The sequence below is a fragment of the Microcoleus sp. AR_TQ3_B6 genome (assembly GCF_036702785.1).
In the GTDB taxonomy this organism is placed as follows: Bacteria; Cyanobacteriota; Cyanobacteriia; order Cyanobacteriales; family Microcoleaceae; genus Microcoleus.
On the sequence record NZ_JAUBVJ010000050.1, the window covers coordinates 37,554 to 58,353 of the forward strand.

At 49.4% G+C, this 20,800-nt stretch carries 18 protein-coding genes; 12 read left to right on the plus strand and 6 right to left on the minus strand.

The annotated features are described in order from the left end of the window. Positions 1-175: 175 nt before the first annotated feature. A complete protein-coding gene (locus QUB56_RS22220) occupies positions 176-307 on the minus strand; it encodes a hypothetical protein (protein ID WP_332958172.1) in 132 nt (43 codons plus the stop codon). A 61-nt stretch (positions 308-368) separates the two neighbouring features. Between QUB56_RS22220 and QUB56_RS22225 the strand changes: the two genes are divergently transcribed. From QUB56_RS22225 to QUB56_RS22275, 11 genes are all read left to right on the plus strand, one after another. Continuing rightward, positions 369-2,189, plus strand: coding sequence for an efflux RND transporter periplasmic adaptor subunit (locus QUB56_RS22225; protein ID WP_332958174.1), 1,821 nt, complete (start codon positions 369-371; stop codon positions 2,187-2,189). 456 nt (positions 2,190-2,645) lie between these two features. Then, positions 2,646-3,911: an ABC transporter permease gene (locus QUB56_RS22230; RefSeq protein WP_332958176.1), complete on the plus strand. Its 1,266-nt coding sequence runs from the start codon at positions 2,646-2,648 to the stop codon at positions 3,909-3,911. A gap of 26 nt (positions 3,912-3,937) precedes the next feature. Further along, entirely contained in the window at positions 3,938-4,105 is a 168-nt protein-coding gene (locus tag QUB56_RS22235; RefSeq protein WP_332958179.1) for a hypothetical protein, read from the plus strand. 269 nt (positions 4,106-4,374) lie between these two features. Further along, the gene (locus QUB56_RS22240; RefSeq protein WP_332958181.1) at positions 4,375-4,710 is read left to right on the plus strand and encodes a cation:proton antiporter subunit C; all 336 of its coding nucleotides are present in this window, start codon (positions 4,375-4,377) and stop codon (positions 4,708-4,710) included. Further along, positions 4,707-6,137 carry a cation:proton antiporter gene (locus tag QUB56_RS22245; protein ID WP_332958182.1) on the plus strand — a complete coding sequence of 477 codons (1,431 nt, stop codon included), beginning with the start codon at positions 4,707-4,709 and terminating at the stop codon, positions 6,135-6,137. Before QUB56_RS22240 ends, QUB56_RS22245 begins: the two co-directional genes overlap by 4 nt. Continuing rightward, entirely contained in the window at positions 6,134-6,517 is a 384-nt protein-coding gene (locus QUB56_RS22250) for a Na+/H+ antiporter subunit E (RefSeq protein ID WP_332958184.1), read from the plus strand. The genes QUB56_RS22245 and QUB56_RS22250 overlap by 4 nt, the downstream gene beginning before the upstream one ends. Before the next feature lie 145 nt (positions 6,518-6,662). Next, positions 6,663-6,893 carry a hypothetical protein gene (locus QUB56_RS22255; protein WP_332958202.1) on the plus strand — a complete coding sequence of 77 codons (231 nt, stop codon included), beginning with the start codon at positions 6,663-6,665 and terminating at the stop codon, positions 6,891-6,893. Further along, the gene (locus QUB56_RS22260; protein ID WP_332958185.1) at positions 6,890-7,177 is read left to right on the plus strand and encodes a monovalent cation/H(+) antiporter subunit G; all 288 of its coding nucleotides are present in this window, start codon (positions 6,890-6,892) and stop codon (positions 7,175-7,177) included. Before QUB56_RS22255 ends, QUB56_RS22260 begins: the two co-directional genes overlap by 4 nt. After that, positions 7,167-7,754, plus strand: coding sequence for a DUF4040 domain-containing protein (locus tag QUB56_RS22265; protein ID WP_332958186.1), 588 nt, complete (start codon positions 7,167-7,169; stop codon positions 7,752-7,754). Before QUB56_RS22260 ends, QUB56_RS22265 begins: the two co-directional genes overlap by 11 nt. Next, on the plus strand, positions 7,754-8,419 hold the full coding sequence (locus tag QUB56_RS22270) for a Na(+)/H(+) antiporter subunit B (protein ID WP_332958187.1): 666 nt from the start codon (positions 7,754-7,756) through the stop codon (positions 8,417-8,419). The genes QUB56_RS22265 and QUB56_RS22270 overlap by 1 nt, the downstream gene beginning before the upstream one ends. A 345-nt stretch (positions 8,420-8,764) precedes the next feature. Further along, a complete protein-coding gene (locus QUB56_RS22275) occupies positions 8,765-9,592 on the plus strand; it encodes a methyltransferase domain-containing protein (protein ID WP_332958188.1) in 828 nt (275 codons plus the stop codon). A gap of 100 nt (positions 9,593-9,692) precedes the next feature. Here the strand turns inward: QUB56_RS22275 and QUB56_RS22280 are convergent, their stop codons facing one another. From QUB56_RS22280 to QUB56_RS22295, 4 genes are all read right to left on the minus strand, one after another. Next, entirely contained in the window at positions 9,693-10,313 is a 621-nt protein-coding gene (locus tag QUB56_RS22280; RefSeq protein ID WP_332958189.1) for a Uma2 family endonuclease, read from the minus strand. A 264-nt stretch (positions 10,314-10,577) separates the two neighbouring features. Then, positions 10,578-11,339: a hypothetical protein gene (locus tag QUB56_RS22285; RefSeq protein ID WP_332958190.1), complete on the minus strand. Its 762-nt coding sequence runs from the start codon at positions 11,337-11,339 to the stop codon at positions 10,578-10,580. A gap of 20 nt (positions 11,340-11,359) precedes the next feature. After that, positions 11,360-11,485 carry a hypothetical protein gene (locus QUB56_RS22290; protein ID WP_332958191.1) on the minus strand — a complete coding sequence of 42 codons (126 nt, stop codon included), beginning with the start codon at positions 11,483-11,485 and terminating at the stop codon, positions 11,360-11,362. 185 nt (positions 11,486-11,670) lie between these two features. After that, positions 11,671-16,296, minus strand: coding sequence for a TIR domain-containing protein (locus QUB56_RS22295; protein ID WP_332958193.1), 4,626 nt, complete (start codon positions 16,294-16,296; stop codon positions 11,671-11,673). A 196-nt stretch (positions 16,297-16,492) separates the two neighbouring features. On the opposite strand from QUB56_RS22295, the gene QUB56_RS22300 reads away from it, so the two are divergent. Next, entirely contained in the window at positions 16,493-16,666 is a 174-nt protein-coding gene (locus tag QUB56_RS22300; RefSeq protein WP_332958195.1) for a hypothetical protein, read from the plus strand. Positions 16,667-16,684: 18 nt separating this feature from the next. Here the strand turns inward: QUB56_RS22300 and QUB56_RS22305 are convergent. Then, positions 16,685-20,800, minus strand: a 4,116-nt coding sequence (locus QUB56_RS22305; protein WP_332958197.1) for a TIR domain-containing protein, incomplete at its 5' end; no start/stop codon positions are given.

Here is a 20,800-nt window from a genome sequence, read left to right on the forward strand (position 1 = left end):
GCCTCTGACTCAAACCTAAAACATTGCGATTTTGTCATATCCAAGGATTCCTTAGGCATCAATGAGGGCGTAACAATTATTTATACTTTGCCCTCGCCGATAACTTCAGCTTGACTAACATCATAGCTGTTAGTCAGCTCCAATAATTTGTTATACCCGATCGCTTAACAATTATTTATGCTTCGCGATCGCCGATCGCTTTACGGCAGTTACCAACGAAGCCGACCATACAGCTTTTATCTGCATTCGTATCTAAACTCGATCGCCCGCAAGCATTAAACACGGGAAAAATTTCAGCAGACTTCAATTGAACCTTTTGTGTTCCCGATCGGTCTAAATTCAAGACAGACCCATCAGGTCTAATTGATATGTACTTCGTAAAGCATTTTCAGATTAAAAAAGAGCTGACTCCCTGGCTTAGCGGACTCCTCGCCGCTTCCCTGCTGGCAGGAGTAGGCTACACAGCTTACAGCCAACTCACAGTCAAATCCAGCCGCGAAACCAGGCGCAGGGAAAAAACCGTTGCTGTCGAAAGGGTGAACCTGCCGATTACAATTTCGGCAAACGGCACAATTGTGCCCGAACGTTCCGTTAACGTCAGCCCCAAAACTTCGGGAATGCTCAAAAGTTTGCTTGTCAAGGAAGGAGATAAAGTTGAAAAAGGGCAGATTCTCGCCTACATGGACGACTCCAACCTCCAAGGCCAACTTACCCAAACTCGCGGACAACTCGCAGCCGCAGAAGCAAACCTGCAAAAATTGCTCAACGGCACTCGCACGCAGGACATTGCTGCGGCTGAGGCAGTGTTAGCAGAACAACAGGCAAGTCTGGAAAAATTGCTCAACGGCAATCGAACCCAAGACATTGCTGTGGCTGAGGCACAACTAGCTGAACAACAGGCAACTTTGCAAAAATTGCTCAACGGCAATCGCAGCCAAGATATTGCCGTAGCTGAGGCACAACTAGCTGAACAACAGGCAAATTTACAAAAATTGCTCAAGGGCAATCGGCCTGAAGACATCGCCCAAGCAATTGCCAAACTCAGAGATGCCGAATACGCCAAAAACCAAGCTGAGGAAGACTTTCAGAGAAATCAGGCACTCTATAATGCCGGAGCCATTGCTTTGCAAGTTGCCAACAACTCCCGCACCGCGCGCGATCGAGCTCAAACGCAAGTCAGGCAAGCCGAACAAGCTGTAGCTTTGCTGAAAGCGGGTACTCGCCCCGAAGAAATCGCTGCGGCGCGGGCTGCTGTGGAGCAAAAACGGCAAGCTTTGACCCTGGCGCGATCGGGCGCACGCCCGGAAGACATCGCAGCAGGGCGGGCCGCTGTGGAGCAAAAACGGCAAGCTTTGGCCCTGGCGCGATCGGGCGCACGCCTGGAAGACATCGCAGCAGCCCAGGCCGCAGTGGAGCAAAAACAGCAAGCTTTGGCGCTGCTAGAAGCCGGTTCCCGCCCCGAAGACATCGCCCAAGCCCGCGCTCAAGTTCTGGCCGCTAGAGGCAGCCTGCAAAGCGTTCAAGCGCTGATCGGCGACACTGTGCTGCGGGCTCCTTTCACTGGCACTGTCACCCGCAAGTACGCCGATCCGGGCGCTTTTGTGACTCCCACTACGGCAGGTAGTGCGGTTTCTTCGGCGACTTCTTCTTCAATTTTGTCCTTAGCTTCAAAAAATCAATTAGTAGCAAACGTAGCAGAAACTAATATTTCTCAGATTAAGATTGGGCAGGCTGCATCTATTCAAGCCGATGCTTTTGCGGGAAAGACTTTTACAGGTAAAATCACTCAAATTTCGCCTCAGTCGATCGTCCAGCAAAATGTGACAAGTTTTGAGGTAAAAGCGGCAATTATTAATGACGATCAACAAATACTGCGATCGGGAATGAATGTGAATGTGGAGTTTAAGGCTGGTGAACTCAAAAATGTTTTGGTAGTTCCGACTGCGGCAATTGTCCGCCAACAAAGGGAAACGGGGGTTTATGTTCCCGGTCCACAAGATGGCAAACCTGCTTTTATGCCGATTAAGACTGGTATCACGGTGGATGACAAGACGGAAGTGCGATCGGGTTTGAAAGGAAATGAAAAAGTGCTGATGAGTTTCCCCCCGGGATTGCGGCCTAGATCCCAAAATCGATCGTCGGGTGGAATCCCGGGTTTGCAACCAGGTGGGGGAACGCGCTTGCGTTAGCAGTCATTAGTCTGCGAGTTAGTCCGCGAGTGAGTCCGACAGTCCGACAGTCCGACAGGGATTGAAATCCCTGTCTCATAGCGAAAGTCCTCTGAAAGAGGACTGAAGAGTAAGTTGATCTACATCAGTTTCAGACGAATTTTCAGTCGGTTTCAACCGACTTTAGCTATGAGACTGGGGTTGAAACGAACGGCGGACCGTGCCACAAATCCTATCGTTTCCGGCTGCATCATCAGACAAATTTTCAGTCGGTTTCAACCGACTTTAGCTATGAGACTGGAGTTGAAACGAACGGCAGACCGTGCCACAAATCCTATCGTTTCCGGCTGCATCATCAGACAAATTTTCAGTCGGTTTCAACCGACTTTAGCTATGAGACGGGGGTTGAAACGAACGGCGGATCGTGCCTGGTATTAGTGCTTGACAATTACCAATTATCTATTACCTAATTAGCCAATGAAATTACAGACTCGCCCCCGCACCAATAAAATCTCTAACGTTCAACTAGCGTTCATGGCGACAGAGGCGCTGTGGAATAATAAGTTGCGTACCAGTTTAACTATGTTGGGCGTAATTATTGGGATATCTTCGGTAATTGCCATTACTTCCGTGGGACAGGGTGTACAAAAATCAACTGAAGAACAGTTAAAGGCTTTGGGTACAAATGTGCTGTTGGTTTTATCCGGCGCTTCGCGATCGGGCGGTGTCAGTCAGGGAAGCGGTTCTGCTACTACCCTTACTTGGGATGACGCTAGGGCGATCGGCAAACAAGCTCCCGCAGTTAAGGCGATTTCGGCTTATTTGCAGCGCCAAGTGCAAGTGGTTTATGGCGGACAAAATTCATTTACTTCGATTTTGGGAACGGATTTAAACTATCCAGATGTCAAGAACATTCAACCCCAAGAAGGACGGTTTTTTAACGAGGATGAATTGAATGCTGCTGAGCCAGTAGTTGTCCTCGGTTCTAAGGTGCGGGACGAACTTTTTGGAGCCGGAGTTAATGCGCTATCCTCCGATATTCGCATTCAGGGAAACCGCTACAAGGTCATTGGAGTGATGGAACCTAAGGGATCGGTAGGGGGAACCGATCAGGACGATCGAGTGTATATTCCCCTCAAAAATATGTCTTCGCGGATTGTGGGGAGAAATTCTTTAGCGGGGATTGCGATATCGGGTTTTTGGTTGGAAACTGCGAGCGAAGCTGATTTAGCGGATGCTCAATTTCAAGTGGAAAATATCATGCGCTTGCGCCACAATATTTATCCGCCACAACCGGATGATTTTCGAGTGGTAAATCAAACTGAGATCGTTAATACTTTCAGCAATGTGATAGGTTTATTTACGGTGATGGTGGGAGCGATCGCCGGAATTTCGTTGGTGGTTGGCGGCATCGGTATTGCTAATATTATGTTGGTGTCTGTTGTGGAACGCACTAAGGAAATCGGGATTCGCAAAGCCGTAGGTGCTACTAATGCAGCAATACTCATTCAATTTATGGCGGAATCTATTTTAGTTTCCACGGTGGGGGGAACGGCGGGTATTGGGTTGGGAATTGCGATCGCCTTTGGGGCTTCGACAGCGTTCAAATTTCCGTTTGTGGTTTCTGTATGGTCGATCGCGGCGGGTTTTGGGCTATCCTTTACTGTAGGCTTATTAGCTGGAGTATTGCCGGCTCGGAATGCGGCTCGCTTAGATCCGATCGCAGCTTTGCGGAATGATTGAAGTTAGTGAGGTTCGCCCCCTTTAAATTGAACACTCCTGGACGCACGAGCGGTCTGAAACCGGGTTTGATGGACGATCGCACTTCGTTGTCGGCCACAGATTCGCTAACGCGACTCAGACAAAAATTACGTCAAAAATGGCTGCAAACGGCGACAGGTAAAGGGTTTGAGATTTTGGGAACAGTCTTGGATTGACAACGGTTTCACCTCTGATATCAAATCCGCGCTTCATCGTCGGGCGTAAAATCGAGTCAACACTCAACACTCAACCATCATGTAGTTTTTCGACTGACAGTTAACAGCCAACAGCCAACAGTCAACAGTCAACAGTCAACAAACTCTTTCCCTTACCTAGACTGCGTTTTAGGTCTTTTAGGGGCGAGAAAATTTCTAAGTCCCATTAGAAATAATATACGTTTATTCAAATATAATAACAAAAACCCCTTATCCAACACGCAATTTCCATGTTAGAAGCATTGGTATTGGCAACAGTATTTTGCGGATTTTTTGGTATCATCTTCAAAAAGAACCTGATCATGAAAATCGTCTGTATGGATGTCATGAGTACAGGGGTTATAGCCTATTACGTGGTGGTGGCATCGCGAGAAGGCTTGCTGACACCAATTATTGCAAAAGGGAAAAATGTCGCTTACGCCGATCCGGTTCCCCAGGCGGTGATCTTGACGGCGATCGTGATCGGCTTTTCGATTCAGGCTTTAATGCTGGTCAGTGTGATGAAGCTGGCACGAGATAATCCGACATTAGAAAGTAACGAAATCGAGATGAATAATACCCCATGAATACCCTGACGCTAGCCTGGATTGGACTCCCGTTTTTTGTCGGGTTTACTATTTATTTGATTCCGAAGTTTGACAAGTATCTCGCAATATTCGGAGCGATCGCGTCCGCTGCCTATGCGTTCCAGCTTTTTGCTATGCCGTCAGCGGTGACGCTGGAGTTACTGGATAATTTCAGTGTTACTTTGCTAGTCGATCGCTTGAGCGGCTATTTCATCTTAACCAATGCCTTAGTCACAGCAGCGGTGATTATCTACTGTTGGCCCACAGATAAGACGGCATTTTTTTATGCACAGATTCTGATGGTGCACGGCAGCCTGAATGCGGCCTTTGCCTCTAGTGACTTTATCAGTTTATATGTGGGATTAGAGGTCAGCGGCATTGCGGCGTTTCTCTTGATTGCCTATCCTCGCACCGATCGATCGATTTGGGTAGCCTTGCGCTATCTATTTATTAGCAACACGGCAATGCTGTTTTATCTAGTCGGTGCCGTGCTGGTTTATAAGGCAAGTCATTCGTTTAGTTTTGCAGGCTTGGGCGCAGCGCCCCCAGAAGCGACCGCTCTGATCTTTATGGGACTCTTAGTTAAGGGAGGTGTGTTTGTATCGGGGTTATGGCTACCGTTAACTCACTCGGAAGCAGAAACGCCTGTGTCGGCTTTGCTGTCAGGGATTGTGGTCAAAGCGGGTGTATATCCCCTCGTGCGCTGTGCGCTGATGGTGGAGGAGGTGGCACCCATCGTCGAAATCTTTGGCGTCGGAACGGCGCTGCTGGGCGTGTTCTATGCCGTTTTAGAAAAAGATAGCAAACGGATGTTGGCTTTTCACACGGTTTCGCAGTTGGGCTTTATCCTCGCTGCACCGTCCGTGGGTGGGTTTTATGCGCTGGCCCACGGTTTGGTCAAATCGTCGCTGTTTCTGATTGCAGGATCGTTACCGAGTCGTAATCTGAAAGAATTGAAACAGAAGCCGATCGATACCAAGATCTGGATTGCCTTAGTCATAGCTAGCTTATCAATCTCTGGCTTTCCCTTGTTGGTTGGCTTTGGGGCAAAGGTGTTGACGGTGAAGAATTTGGGACCCTGGGAAACGATCGCGATGAATGTCGCAGCAGTCGGAACAGCAATCTCTTTTGCTAAATTCATCTTTCTACCCCGTGGCGGACAAACAGCAGCCAAACCCGGTTTTTGGCCTGCGGTGTTGCTGTTGCTAGCTGGGCTGATTGGAGCCAATGCTTTTGATCTTCAGGCTTATACGCTGGAAAATATGCTTAAGGCGATCGCCATCATCGGCGTTGGTTGGTCAGCCTATTTTCTAATTTTTCAACGCACGGCAATCAAACTGCCACGTATGCTTGAAGAATTCGATCATTTGGTCGGTTTTATGAGCTTGATTTCGCTCCTACTATTCTGGATGGCATTACCCACATGATTGGACAGCTAATATTAAGACTGACGATCTGGTTTCTACTTACTGCCGATTTTAGTTTGGCAAATATTGCGATCGGCTTCCTCATTGCTTTCCTGTTGCCGCGCAGCTACGCACCCCCGGAACCTTTGAGGGAATGGTTGGGGGTGTTGGGTAAAATCTTCATGGCGATTCCGATAGCTTATCTGGAAGCTTTTGAACTCATCTTCCGCCCCCACAGACACGAAGATGTGATCATGGAAAAAGTGCCAAACCATCGATCGCCCTTGCTGATCTTCCTAGATGTCTTCCTGATCACTTTTACTCCCAAGACGATTGTCGTGAAATATCACGAAGAGGGTTTTTACGAAGTACACCTAGTGCGACGGACATCAAACACGTAGCTAAACTTTGTTTCTGAAGGATTTAACCGCTCTTGACGCAGAGTCAGAGAAGAGAAGAGAGAAATGAAGAATTCCGATTGAGCTAAGTAAGAAAAATCAGGAGGTCACATAATTGAACAACTTAAACAACTTGATTCTAATTGCCATGATTTTGGCTTTGCTCATACCCATGTACGAGGTATGGAAAGATCATGATATCTGGCAGACAATGTTGGCGTTTGCCAGTATTTCGACGAAGACGGCAATCATCGCTCTCGTCATATCCGTATGGCGCGATGATTGGATGATCGGTGTGGTGGCGGCGATTATCCTCAGTGTGGGTAATGCTGGCTTGATGTTGTTGGCACAAATAATCAAACGTATCACTGAAGCATGATCGTAATAGATGTATTGAGCTATACCTGCATCGGTATAGGGATTTTTTTCTGGTTTTGGGGTACTTCTTACCTACTTGGGACGCGATCGGTTTTGTATAAACTGCACAGTCTTTCGGTAGCAGATACGCTTGGGTCAATGTTGATCGTCGTCGGATTGCTGCTGAAAATACCCAATAAATGGCCCCTGCTGATTCTGGCGCTCATTTGCTTAGCAATCTGGAACACAATGCTGGGATATGTGTTGGCCTATTGTTCCAAAACAGGGAGTGACTATGAACGATAATAGCTACATTTATGTCCTCGTCGCTCTGCTACCCTTAGCTGCTGGTATGGTGGTATTTCAGGTCAATCCATACCACGCATTGGTACTGCGGGGGGTATTGGGAGCGATCGCCGCCTTGGTGTATACAATTTTAGGCGCGGGGGATGTGGGCTTGACCGAAGCCTTGATGGGCACCCTGCTCGCGATTACACTTTATGCAGTGACGGTGCGTTCATCCCTCGTGCTGCGTCTGGGTGTAATCGAAGAGGGGACAGAGGGCGATGCTATACCAAACGACAAAACCGCAGGTCATTTTAAGCAACTGATAGATGACATCCGCACAGTTTTTCAGAAACGCCACATGCGCCTGGAACTCGTTCCCTATGCGAGTGCACAGGCATTGGAGCGGGCGCTGCTCGAAAAAGAAGTCCATGCAGCTTGTGCGCCACAAGACCAACTAGAACACAGCGGCGAAGCGCAACTTTATAACACCGCAATCAGAGTTCGGCGTGTCTACGACATCATGCAAACCGAACTTTCATCACCAGGGACAACCCTAACCTATGTAAATACACCAGACGCAGAGGACAAGCATTGATGAAGTGGGTTTACTTTTTATCAGGGATAGCGCTGTTTGTGAAAATGCTGCTAATCGCCAATCCAACAATGGACTTATCGCAGCAAAGTTCGATCGTCGAATTGGTTGTTCAAGATAGTGGAGTACCCAATGCGGTTTCCGGTATCATTTTGCGAAATCGGCTGTACGACACGATCTTTGAAGTCGTGGTATTTACGATCGCCATCTTGGGTGCAAGTTTTATGCTAGCAAATGAACAGCCGTCCTGCGCCATATATCAGTTTACCGATCAACCATCGATTATTTTGGCGCGATTGGGAGCGACGATTGCCGCCTTGGTGGGTATCGAACTAGCAATTCGCGGGCATTTAAGTCCAGGGGGTGGTTTTGCCGCGGGTGTAGCGGGGGGAACTGCGATCGGCTTGGTGGCGATTACCTCATCACCGCAGTGGATGCAAGAAATCTACCAGCGCTGGCACGCAGCGACTTTGGAGAAGGTTTCGGTACTTGTTTTCATTGTATTGTCGGTTATCACTCTGTCAGGATATGAGTTACCCCACGGAGAGTTAGGCACACTTTTCAGCGGTGGCATTCTCCCCTTGCTCAATATCCTGGTTGCAGTCAAAGTAGCATTAGGATCGTGGGCGGTGATGTTGGTATTTATTCGCTATCGCGGATTGCTATAGCAATCCTAAATCATTTGTGAATTTCTTACTCCCGGACCGCGGGTTCGGGGAGGGCTGGGGTGGGGTAAAAAATTTACGACTCCTGCAAGGATTGCTATATAACAAATGCGATCGCCCGTGTTAAGACATTGAGGATTGCTGAAACCGTTAATAGTTAAGCATCCTCCTTCTGACTTCCGATATCAAATCCCTTGGCATCAGAATTATTAATCTCTCTCTTCCTCTGCATACTCAGCGTCCTCTGTGGTTAAATCATTCAGACACAACCGTAAACGATAGGACCCCTGACTCCTGATTCTTGGTATAGAAGCGTCTCGCCTGTGAATTGCAACAGAAAAAACCTAGATGAGCAACCAACCTAAATTAGACAAATACAAGCAAGAAATCGCAGACTTGTACACCTGCAGAAGCCAAAATTATGACAATAGCGATTGGCATTTGCAGATTGCTCAGCGTCTCGTTGAATACGGGCGAGTTAGTCGGGGACAGCAGGTTTTAGACATTGCAACTGGAACCGACCATGTGGCGATCGCAGCCGCTCAAATTGTGGGCGCTGAAGGACGGGTTATTGGCGTAGATATTTCGGCAGGAATGCTCGATATAGCCAGAAACAAAGCTCAAGAATTAAGTCTCAACAACACAGAATTTTTGCTAGCGGATGCCGAAAATCTCGACTTTCCAGGTAATATTTTCGACCGTATTTTTTGCTCTTCAGCCTTCATTTGGATGTCGGACCTGCACGCAGCCCTCACTCACTGGCACACATTTCTCAAACCAGGGGGAATCATCGGCATTCATGCCTTCGCCGACACCGCTTTTGTGGGCGGAGTTGTGACGCAGAAAGTAGCCGAAAAATACAGCATTTCATTCAATATGAGCAAACCCACAGGCACCGTTGAAAAATGCCACAGACTGCTCCAACAAGCAGGATTTGAGGATGTAGATGTTAAAATAGAGCAAGATGGTAGCTATATCAGTTTAGAAAAAGCCAAAGCCATGTGGACAGGAAGTTCCCATCCCGCCTCCGGACAATATCCGCCGCCATTATCAACACTTTCTACCGAGCAATTAGCCCAAGCCAAGGCTGAATTTGAAGCAGAACTAGAAGCATTGCAAACCGAACAAGGAATTTGGAACGACATCACCACTTTTTACGTATTCGGTCAAAAATAGCAGCCTAAAATCTCCCTGCCCAGTTAACATCTAACTCTACTCATCTGCGTTTATCTGCGTGCATCTGCGGTTAAAAAATCCCAATCTTCAAAATATTAGCTTACACTAAACCAGCTCCAAAAATCTGATTTGCAGTCAGATTCAAATCAAAAAAAGTTGGCGACACAATCCGATCGTTCTCTCGAAACATGAGGACTTGATATTCACCATCAACCAAATTACACACAGAAATAGTCGGTTGTTTAGGATTGCCAATAAAATTACGTCCACCCAAAGCAGCATAATCCACAATCCAATATTCAGGGATACCCATCTCCTCATAATCAGCATATTTCAAATAGTAATCATCGCGCCAATTGGTTGACACAACCTCAATTACCAAAGGTATCGACGCACCCAAACAGAGGACAGATTGTTTTTGCCACAAAGTTTCATTCACCAGATTTCCCCGATTCAGCACCAACACATCAGGCAAATAACCAGAATCTTTTTCAGGAGGCCTAACAATCACTTGGTTGGGGATACCGTATGGTAATCCCAGACGATCGATTTGAACAGCAATTTCGACAGTAAGAAAGCCTGTAACTTCTTGATGTTCGCCTACTGGTTGTACAATTTCAATAATATTTCGATTATGCAGTTCGTAGCGAACCGCCGAATTTTCAGGCAGCCACTCCACAAACTCCTCGAAGTTTACGAGTTTAGGTAAAGCTTGAGTCATAGGTTTTGAGAAATACCGATAATATCAAATATATCTCTATTTATCTGCGTTTATCTGCGTTTATCTGCTTGCATCTGCGGTTACAAATTCCAAATCTGCCAGCAATGCCAGATGCAGACAATTTAAAACACAAGATTTGAGCGATCGCTATTCAGCCCAAAACACGATCGCCCAATAAAAGTCAATTGCCGCCGATGAATTCAAAAACTCAAAACTTTGACCTGCAACTTCAAGGCTGGTGCGTTTCCCTTTGGTCAACACACCCTACAGGTTTAAGCTTGACGCGCCACTACCAGTTGCTACAATTTGCTTGAGAACGCGGTCTAACGCCTTGGGGTTATCCAGATCCACCGCTTGTAGCAGGCCCGAATCCACGAGGGCCGAGGCCCGTTCGTCTTTCACCGTTCCATGCAACGCCGCCACCAAAATATCCGCCGTCCTTCCACTGCCTGCGATCGCCACGATCGGGCGCTGTGCTTCCACGCTCTGGGCTGCATCCTTCCAAGTAATTTCGCCCCCATTGATTAAAATGGTCACAGAGGGCAAACCACCGGATAGGACACTGGCGGTGTGCGCCATCCACGGAGACTCATCCCCCCATTGCGAACCCGGAACCAGGATAAAATGCGTGTGATAGGGTTCTAAGCCACAGGCATCTTCTGCAGGAGGTGGCTGGTTGGGTAATGTTGCCAAACCGACGCAGGTAACGCCAATCAGGGGAAAGGTTCCACCCATTTGCGATCGCGCCTCCCCCATCATTTGCATGACGCCAGCATCAGTCCCGCCATCGACGACACAGGCATTTAAAGACTCGGCGAGGGCAGCCAGAACCGTGAGAAAGAGCGATCGCAGCCGTTGGCGATCGAGTTCGCTGAGTTTACTGGCACCGCCAACGACCACGAAGACTGGACGCGGACTAGAGAGTCCCAGTTGCTCTAGAGTTAAGGTGAGGTCGGCATTGGCTTGAGAATAGAGAGCTTTTGCCGTCAGGCCGTTGGAAAATTCGATCGAGAAAGATTCTGGCATGGAAAAAATACAACGTTGTATCATTTCCGGTTACACCGGAATGATGTTGACTGTTGACTGTTGACTGTTGACTGTTGACTGTTGACTGTTGACTGTTGGCTGTTGACTGTTGACTGTTGACTGTTGACTGTTGACTGTTGGCTCAAATTTACTATTCCGATGCTAACGGATTTGATATTACATAGAAAAATAGCTCGATCGGCAACCTAGCTATTGGGTATTGAAAATGAGGTTGAGTGGCGAGCTCAATCCTAACAATGCGATCGAGCATTCACTCTAACAACCATTCAATTCACTGTTGACTGATAACTGATAACTGTTCCCCATGTCCTCATAGCAACAAGTTAGCGAGTTCCTCCTCCGTAAACGGCTTCTCACCCTTTTTCAGCCTATCAATCCAGCCTTGCCGCTGTTTTTTGTCCTCTGCCGAATCCGTGGCCTCGATAAACGCTTGAAAATCTGCGATCGCCCCTGCCGTATCCCCCGTCAGCGCCCGGGCTAGCCCACGACTATCTCGAACCTCGACATTGCCCGGTGCAAGTGCCACCGCCGTATCGCACGCCGAGAGCACGATCTTTGCCCCTTTGTACACACCGTACTTACACAGCGTATGCCAAGACTCTGGAGGGATATTCCAGGTTGCGTCGAACTGCTTTGCTTTCAAGAAGGCCTTCACTGCTTCCTGAACTTTACCCTCTTGGACTAGGTTTTCCCCTTGGGCAATCGAACCGACCGCAGCCCACCGTTTAACCTCGTCCTCTGCTGGCACCTTAATGCTGGGCGAGAAATTCTGGGCCTGTTGGAAGGTCGTGATGGCTAGGCCCACATCGCCTTGCCGCGCGATCGATCGACCTCGCTTGACTAAAAACTGGGCGTTTTCCTCAGGGTTCCAGGCCAGCTTTTGACAGGTTTCCCCCGCCTCTTTCGCCACGGAGAGCATTTCCGTATCCCCAAAAAGCAGCGTTTGGGGCGCAACTAAGATTGGATGCGCGATTAATCGGTTGCACGCCACCTCCAGCCAATCTTCCCAATTGCCACCGGGCAACAGGCGAACCGTCCCGTCCGAACTGCCACTGACGATCGTCTTGCTGTCCGGACTAAATGCCACTGAGCTGACCCAACCCTCGTGCCCTTTGAAGGGCTGACCGATCGCTTTGCCAGAGGTGTCCCACAGCCGAACCGTCTTGTCCTCACCGCCACTGACGATCGTCTTGCCGTCGGGACTAAATGCCACGGACGTGACCGAATCCTCATGTCCTTTGAAGGGTTGACCGATCCCTTTGCCAGAGGTGTCCCACAGCCGAACCGTCTTGTCGTAACCGCCACTGACGATCGTCTTGCCGTCCGGACTAAATGCCACGGACAAGACCCGACCCTCATGCCCTTTGAAGGGCTGACCGATCGCTTTGCCAGAGGTGTCCCACAGCCGAACCGTCTTGTCGTAACCGCCACTGACGATCGTCTTGCCGTCCCGACTAAATGCCACGGACAAGACCCCATCCTCATGCCCTTTGAAGGGCTGACCGATCGCTTTGCCAGAGGTGTCCCACAGCCGAACCGTCTTGTCATCACCGCCACTGACGATCGTCTTGCCGTCGGGACTAAATGCCACGGACCAGACCCAAGCCTCGTGCCCTTTGAAGGGCTGAGCGATCGCTTTGCCAGAGGTGTCCCACAGCCAAACCCTCCCGTCTAAGCCACCACTGACGATCGTCTTGCCGTCCGGACTAAATGCCACGGACGTGACCTGAGCCTCATGCCCTTTGAAGGGCTGACCGATCGCTTTGCCAGAGGTGTCCCACAGCCGAACCGTCCCGTCGTAACCGCCACTGACGATCGTCTTGCCGTCCGGACTAAATGCCACTGAGCTGACCACATCCTCATGCCCTTTGAAGGGCTGACCGATCGCTTTGCCAGAGGTGTCCCACAGCCGAACCGTCCCGTCCGAACTGCCACTGACGATCGTCTTGCCGTCCGGACTAAATGCCACTGAGCTGACCCAACCCTCATGCCCTTTGAAGGGCTGACCGATCGCTTTGCCAGAGGTGTCCCACAGCCGAACCCTCTTGTCATCACCGCCACTGACGATCGTCTTGCCGTCCGGACTAAATGCCACGGACGTGACCCAACCCTGATGCCCTTTTAAGGGCTGACCGATCGCTTTGCCAGAGGTGTCCCACAGCCGAACCGTCCCGTCCATACTGCCACTGACGATCGTCTTGCCGTCGGGACTAAATGCCACGGACCTGACCTTATCCTCATGCCCTTTGAAGGGCTGACCGATCGCTTTGCCAGAGGTGTCCCACAGCCGAACCGTCCCGTCATCACTGCCACTGACGATCGTCTTGCCGTCCGGACTAAATGCCACTGAGTTGACCTCACCCTCATGCCCTTTGAAGGGCTGACCGATCGCTTTGCCAGAGGTGTCCCACAGCCGAACCGTCCTGTCTAAGCCGCCACTGACGATCGTCTTGCCGTCCCGACTAAATGCCACTGAGCTGACCCAATTCTCATGCCCTGTGAAGGGCTGACCGATCGCTTTGCCAGAGGTGTCCCACAGCCGAACCGTCCCGTCCATACTGCCACTGACGATCGTCTTGCCGTCGGGGCTAAATGCCACGGACCTGACCTGACCCTCATGCCCTTTGAAGGGCTGACCGATCGCTTTGCCAGAGGTGTCCCACAGCCGAACCGTCTTGTCCTCACCGCCACTGACGATCGTCTTGCCGTCCGGACTAAATGCCACGGACAAGACCGCATCCTCGTGCCCTTGTAAGAGATTTCGTTCTCTGGCATCCTCGCTGGCATCTCGTAAACTAGACTGCACTTGGGGCAGAACAGTCTGTGATGTAAATAATGACGATTTGCTTTCGCCTGTGGCTTGAATCGCCAGCATGACTGCTTCCAATGGATCGATCGAGAGCAATAACTGAGCGCGGGCGGCATTTTCCCGCAGCGTCGCAATGGTGGCAATTTTTTCAGCGTTCAACCAAAGAGCCGTCACTACCCCCATCACACTCACAACTGCCCCGGTTAGCAACAGCCGATTTTGGCGCTTATGCCCCCCACTTTTGGCAATATATGCCTTTTGTAACTCCGTCGCGGCGGGCTGTTTCTTTTGTGCTTGAGTCTCCTTGAGCCAAACTTCGGCAACTGCCAATTCACTTCCCCGCAACAATAAATCTTTTGTCTTCTTTTTTTGCTCCCATTCGAGCGATCGCTGAGACCATTTCGTATGATTGCGTAAGTGTTCTCTGTCGGTATCGAGCGTTCTCACTAATTGGTTGAAATTGGCATTAAAATCCCGATCGTTTTGATTGAAATCAATCCACTGTACCTTGGCTAACTCTGGATGCAGTTCGGCTGGAGCGATCGGCTGATGCAGCACCGTGACAAACCGTTTATTCAACCCAGCGGCATACTCAACCTCCGCCGCACAATAGGGAGAAGTGACCGATCGGGGTGAGAGAATAAATAGAAAGTTATCGCAGACTTGAATTCCCTGGTAAATCTCCTGGGCAAAATCTGCACCCGATGCAATACTTTCCTGATCGAACCAGGTCGTTTTTCCCTGAAGTTGCAGTTCCTCGTTCAACTTTCTCGCTAAATCCGAATCCGCACGAGAATAGGAAATAAACACATCGAGGGACTCCGCAGGCGGTTGCCGCAAACTTTCAGCAATAAATTCTTCTTGCAAAGGCGTAGGTGGATGCTGCGATCGTTTCTGCGCCACCTTCAACCACGCCTGGGCACTTCGCAAGTTATAGCCTCGCAGCAGAATACTGGGATTCTTGTGCTGTCGCTCCCACTTCAGTGCTTTGGTCAACAAAACTTTATGCTCGTTATAGTAAGCCTCATCTTGATGCAAAATCTTCAGCAGTTGACTTTCATCGAGCAAGTAATCGTCTTCTTTTACGTTGTCGGTGAGGTCGATATACTGCACGCCCTGCAATGCCTTGGGTATCGAGTCTGGTGGCGTCGATCGAACTAAAACGGGGATAATTCGCTTGTGCAGCGATACGGCATAGTCTAATTCTTTCCGAACATACTCGGATTCTACAGAGTCCGGCGATAGCAGATAGACTAAATTATCGGTTTGTTCGATGCCGCGATCGATCGCACTCTGAAACTCTTCTCCGGTTTGAATATCGGTTGTATTCGTCCAAACGGTCAAACTTTTTCGCCTCAGACTGTTGCGAATTTTCTCCATTGTTTCGCGATCGTGCTCGGAATAAGAGATAAACACCTGAGTCATCAAGTTATTGCCATTCTTGATGCTTTCAGTAATGTATTCGCAATGCAAGTCCGTCGGAACGCAAGGCCGCTGTTCATCTTTAAAACGAATTTTTAACCAAGCTTCTGCTTGCTTTTTCTCATCGCCAATTAACAACCATCGATGTTGTTTTTGCTGCCGTTCCCACTCTAAAGCTTTGCCTAAAAATTCCGTATGCTTTTCTACATAATCGGCGTGGCGCTTTAATAATTCAAGTAATCCGGTCAAAGATTTCTCGAAGTCATCAATTCCCTCGCGAAAATACACCCAGTTGATTTTGCCTATAGCCGGGTGCATATTGTTATAACTCGAATGCAATCCTTTGGCTTTGTAGGCTTCCCACTCCTCGTCGGTTCCCTGGGGTTTTCTCTGCTGCCACAGAGTTCGATCGACCTCTTCGACGTGCAGTAAGGGAATTATCCGTTTGTTGCGCCTAATCGCCAGTTCGATTTCCTTGCCGCAATAAGCCGAGTTGATCGAATGCGGTGCGATGATAAATAAGAAGTTGTCCGCTTTCTCTATGCCGTCGTCAATTTGATTTTGGAAATCGACTCCCAGGGGAATATCGTTTTGGTCGAACCAAATATTCAACCCTTGTTCTTTCAATCTCTCGTATAACTTTCTGCCAAAAGCTAGACTATCTGCTCGTCCGTAAGAGATAAAAGCGTCAAAATTGGTTTTCATAGTCAGAAATAGGTAAATGGGGCGTGGATGAATACAAGTAGGAATTCAAGATTTCGGCCTTGCTATAAGCCGGATTGAGGGTGAGTTTTGTCAGGCATATTTCAAGTCAATTAAATCCTTTTGGTAGGCTGGGCTCTACAACAGGTTCATCCCAGGGAATTCAGGTTGCTTCTTGACGTAGTTGGTGAGAACTTTTTTGACTTCATCTAACAGTCAACAGTCAACAGTCAACAGCCAACAGTCAACAGCCAACAGTCAACAGTCAACAGTCAACAGCCAACAGTCAACAGCCAACAGTCAACAGTCAACAGTCAACAGCCAACAGTCAACAGCCAACAGTCAACTCAATTCACTGTTGACTGATAACTGATAACTGTTCCCCCTGAACTCATCCCAACAACTTAGCGAGTTCCTTCTCCGTAAACGGATTCTCACCCTTCTTCAGGGCATCAATCCAGCCTTGCCGCTGTTTTTTTTCGTCGGGCGAATCCGTACCCTTGATAAACGCTTGAAAATCTGCGATCGCCCCTGCCGTATCCCCCATCCGCGCCCGGGCCAGCCCACGACTATCTCGAAAGTCGATATTGCCCGGTGCAAGTGCCACCGCCGTATCGCACGCCGAGATCGCGGTCTTTGCCCCTCCGTGCAGCGCACCGTACCAACACAGGGTATTCCAAGACTTTTGAGGGATCTTCCAAGTTGCGTCGAACTGCTTTGCTTTCAAGAAGGCATCCACTGCTTCCTGAACTTTACCCTCTTTGACTAGCTTTTCCCCTTGTTCGATCGAACCTTCAGCAGCCCACCGTTTAACCTTTTTCTCTGCTGGCACCTTAATCGTGGGCGATAATTTCTGGGCCTGTTGGAACGTCTCCATGGCTAGGCCAAAATCGCCTTGCCGCGCGCTCGATCGACCTCGATTGACTAAAAACTGGGCGTTTTCCTCCGGGTTCCAGGCCAGCCTTTGACAAGTTTTCCCCGCCTCTTTCGCCACGGAGAGGATTTCCGTATCCTCACCAAACTGCGTTTGGGGCGCGACTAAAACGGGATGTAAAATTACTCGGTTGCACGCCATCTTCAGCCAATCTTGCCAAGTGCCAAGGCGCCATAGGCGAAGCGTGCGATCGATACTGCCGCTGAGAATGGTTTTACCGTCCGGGCTAAACGCAACTGAAGTGACTGCTTTCGTATGTCCCTTCAGGCGTTGACCGATGGCATTGCCATCCGTGTCCCACAGGCGAATGGTCTTATCGTAACTACCGCTGGCAATGGTTTTGCCATCCGGGCTAAATTTCACCGAGTAGATTGAATTGGCGTGTCCTACAAAGGGTTTACCGATGGGATTGCCTAAAGTATCCCACAGGCGAATTGTATTGTCCCGACTGCCACTGACGATCGTGAGGCCATCCGGGCTCCAGGCCGCCGAGTAGACCCCATCCTTATGCCCTTTGAAGGGTTGACCGATGGGATTGCCTGAAGTATCCCACAGGCGAACTTTCCCGCCATAGTCACCGCTGACGATTGTTTTGCCGTCCGGACTCCAGGCCACGGACATGACCCACTTTGTATGTCCCTCAAAGGGTTGACCGATCGGCTTGCCTGAAGTATTCCACAGGCGGAGCTTCTTGTCATCGCTACCGCTGACAATGGTTTTACCATCGGGGCTCCAGGCCACTGCCTCGACTGTACCTTGATGTCCTTTAAAGGGTTGACCGATGGGATTGCCCTTGCGAGTCCACAGTCGGATCGTCTTGTCCGCGCTACCACTGACAATGGTTTTGCCGTCTGGACTCCATGCCACTGAAAAGACCGCATCTGTATGTCCTTTAAAGGGCTGACCGATGGGATTGCCATTCGTGTCCCAGAGGCGAATTGTCTTGTCAAAGCTACCAGTGACAATGGTTTTGCCATCGGGGCTAAATGCTGCTGAGTATACTCCAAATTCGTGCCCGGTGAAGGGTTGACCGATGAGGTAGCCGCCTGTATCCCACAGACGAATCGTCCCGATATCGTCGCTACTGAAAATGGTTTTGCCATCGGCGCTCCAGGCCACGGACGAGACTGTACCCACGTGCCCGATGAGGGGATGACTCAGGAGAGGATTCCCCCCCAGATCCCAAAGAGAAATGGTTCCATCCGTCCCCCCACTGACAATGGCTCTACCCGTGGGACTAAATGCGAGTGACCCTATCGGCGCACCCTCATGGCCTTTGAAGGGTTGACCGATAGGTTTCCCCGAGGTGTTCCACAAACGAATCGTCCCGTCTACCCCGCCACTGGCAATGGTTTTACCATTGGGGCTCCAGGCCACTGACGCAACCTCCTTCTCATGCCCCGTCCAAGGTTGACCAATGAGTTGACCCTGACGAGTCCACAAACAAATTGTCTTGTCATCGCCGCCACTGACGATGGTTTTGCCATCGGGACTTAATGCGATCGATCGAATCCCACCCTTATGCCCTTGGAAGGGTTTACCGACGGGATTGCCCGAAGTGTCCCACAGGCGAATCGTCCCGTCAGAGCCGCTACTGACGATCGTTTTACCATCGGGGCTAAATCGGATTGACGAGACACGGCCTTGATGCCCTTTGAAGCCTTGGCCCATGAGCTTACCAGAGATGTTCCACAAGCGAATCCTGCCCTTATCATCGCCACTGACGATCTTTTTGCCGTCTGGACTCCAGGCCACGGAATCGAGGGGGGGTGTAAGCCCATTGAGTAACGGGTTCATCGGTTGACCGATGGGATAGCCGTCCGTATCCCACAGGCGAATCGTCCCGTCTTCACCCGCACTCGCGAGGGTTTTGCCGTCTGGACTCAACGCTAACGAGGCCACTCCCTCTGCGTTTGCTGTCAGGAGATTGCGCTCTCTGGCATCTCCGGCGACATCGCGCAAGCTAGACTGCACGTGGGCAAACGTCTCCCGGCGAACATCGGGCGATGCAGATTGGCTTTCACCTGTGGCTTTAATCGCCAGAATCAGTGCCTCTACGGGATCGGCATCGAGCAAAGTCTGTACGCGGCCAGCATTTTCCTCTAACTTGGCAATTGCAGTTTTCTTTTGCGCCTCTATTATCCCAAGTGTTGTGGCAATAGTGGCAAGTGTCATGATCGAGAGCGCCCCCACGACCGCTCCCCTTAATAGCATCTTACTTTTGCGTTTTTCGGCGCTACTTTTGGCTATATATGTCTTTTGTAACTCCGTCGCGACCGGCTGTTTCTTTTGTGCTTGAATGTCTTTCAACCACACTTCGGCGATCGCCAATTCACTCCCGCGCAATAGTAGATCTTTCGTGTGATTTTTTTGCTGCCACTCCAAGGCCCGCTGAGACCATTTCGTATGATTCTGTAAGTGTTCTCTGTCTGTATCCAGGGTTCTGACCAATTGATTAAAATTGGCATTGAAATCCCCATCGTTTTGATTGAAATCTATCCACTGGACTTTGGCTAACTCCGGATGCAATTGAGCTGAATTTACCGCGCGATGCAGCAGCGTCACAAACCGCTTGTTCAACTTGGCTGCATACTCGACTTCCATCGCGCAATAGGGTGAATTTACCGCCTGGGGGGACAGAATAAATAAGAAATTATCCGACGATTGGATTCCCTGCTCGATTTCTCGCGCAAAATCTGAACCCGAGGCAATACTTTCTTGGTCGAACCATGTAGTTTTTCCCTGTAGTTGCAGTTCGTTATTGAGCTTTCTGGCTAAATCCGAATCGGCGCGAGAATATGAAATAAAAACATCTAGGGACTCCAAGGGCGGTTGCCGCAAACTTTCCGCAATGAATTCTTCTATTAATGCTGTCGGGCAATGCTGGGTCCGTTTCTGCCCTACCTTCAACCACGCCTCTGCACTTCGCAAGTTATAACCTCGCAGCAGAATACTCGGATTTCTATTCTGTCGCTCCCACTTCAAGGCTTGAGTTAGCAACACTTTATGCTCGTTGTAGTAAACTTCATCCTGATGTATAATCTTCAGCAATTTACTTTCATCTAGTACGTAATCGTCTTCTTTTACGTTGTCTGTGAGGTCGATATACTGCACGCCTTGCAATGCGTTTGGTATCGAGTCTGGTGGCGTTTCTCTCACTAAAACGGGGATAATTCGCTTGTGCAGCGATAGGGCATAGTCGATTTCTTTCCGAACATACTCGGATTCTACAGAGTCCGGCGAGAGTAGATAGACCAAATTATCGGTTTGTTCGATGCCGCGATCGATCGCACTTTGAAAATCTTCTCCGGTTTGAATATCGGTTGTATTCGTCCAAACTGTCAAACTTTCTCGCCTCAGACTGTTGCGAATTTTCTCCATTGTTTCCCGGTCCCGCTCGGAATAAGAGATAAACACCTGAGTCATCAAGTTATTGCCATTTTTGATGCTTTCAGTAATGTATTCGCAATGCAAGTCCGTCGGAACGCAAGGCGGTTGTTCTGAGTTAAAATGAATTTTTAACCAAGCTTCTGCTTGCTTTTTCTCGTCGCCTACTAACAGCCATCTATTTTG

Bases quoted from the DNA above. Each gene is read 5' to 3' on its own strand.
- QUB56_RS22285 (WP_332958190.1), bottom strand. From the start codon at position 11,339: ATGCCAGAATCTTTCTCGATCGAATTTTCCAACGGCCTGACGGCAAAA.
- QUB56_RS22265 (WP_332958186.1), top strand. From the start codon at position 7,167: ATGAACGATAATAGCTACATTTATGTCCTCGTCGCTCTGCTACCCTTA.
- QUB56_RS22225 (WP_332958174.1), top strand. From the start codon at position 369: ATGTACTTCGTAAAGCATTTTCAGATTAAAAAAGAGCTGACTCCCTGG.
- QUB56_RS22255 (WP_332958202.1), top strand. From the start codon at position 6,663: ATGATTTTGGCTTTGCTCATACCCATGTACGAGGTATGGAAAGATCAT.
- QUB56_RS22245 (WP_332958182.1), top strand. From the start codon at position 4,707: ATGAATACCCTGACGCTAGCCTGGATTGGACTCCCGTTTTTTGTCGGG.
- QUB56_RS22240 (WP_332958181.1), top strand. From the start codon at position 4,375: ATGTTAGAAGCATTGGTATTGGCAACAGTATTTTGCGGATTTTTTGGT.
- QUB56_RS22295 (WP_332958193.1), bottom strand. From the start codon at position 16,296: ATGAAAACCAATTTTGACGCTTTTATCTCTTACGGACGAGCAGATAGT.
- QUB56_RS22280 (WP_332958189.1), bottom strand. From the start codon at position 10,313: ATGACTCAAGCTTTACCTAAACTCGTAAACTTCGAGGAGTTTGTGGAG.
- QUB56_RS22270 (WP_332958187.1), top strand. From the start codon at position 7,754: ATGAAGTGGGTTTACTTTTTATCAGGGATAGCGCTGTTTGTGAAAATG.
- QUB56_RS22275 (WP_332958188.1), top strand. From the start codon at position 8,765: ATGAGCAACCAACCTAAATTAGACAAATACAAGCAAGAAATCGCAGAC.
- QUB56_RS22230 (WP_332958176.1), top strand. From the start codon at position 2,646: ATGAAATTACAGACTCGCCCCCGCACCAATAAAATCTCTAACGTTCAA.
- QUB56_RS22260 (WP_332958185.1), top strand. From the start codon at position 6,890: ATGATCGTAATAGATGTATTGAGCTATACCTGCATCGGTATAGGGATT.
- QUB56_RS22250 (WP_332958184.1), top strand. From the start codon at position 6,134: ATGATTGGACAGCTAATATTAAGACTGACGATCTGGTTTCTACTTACT.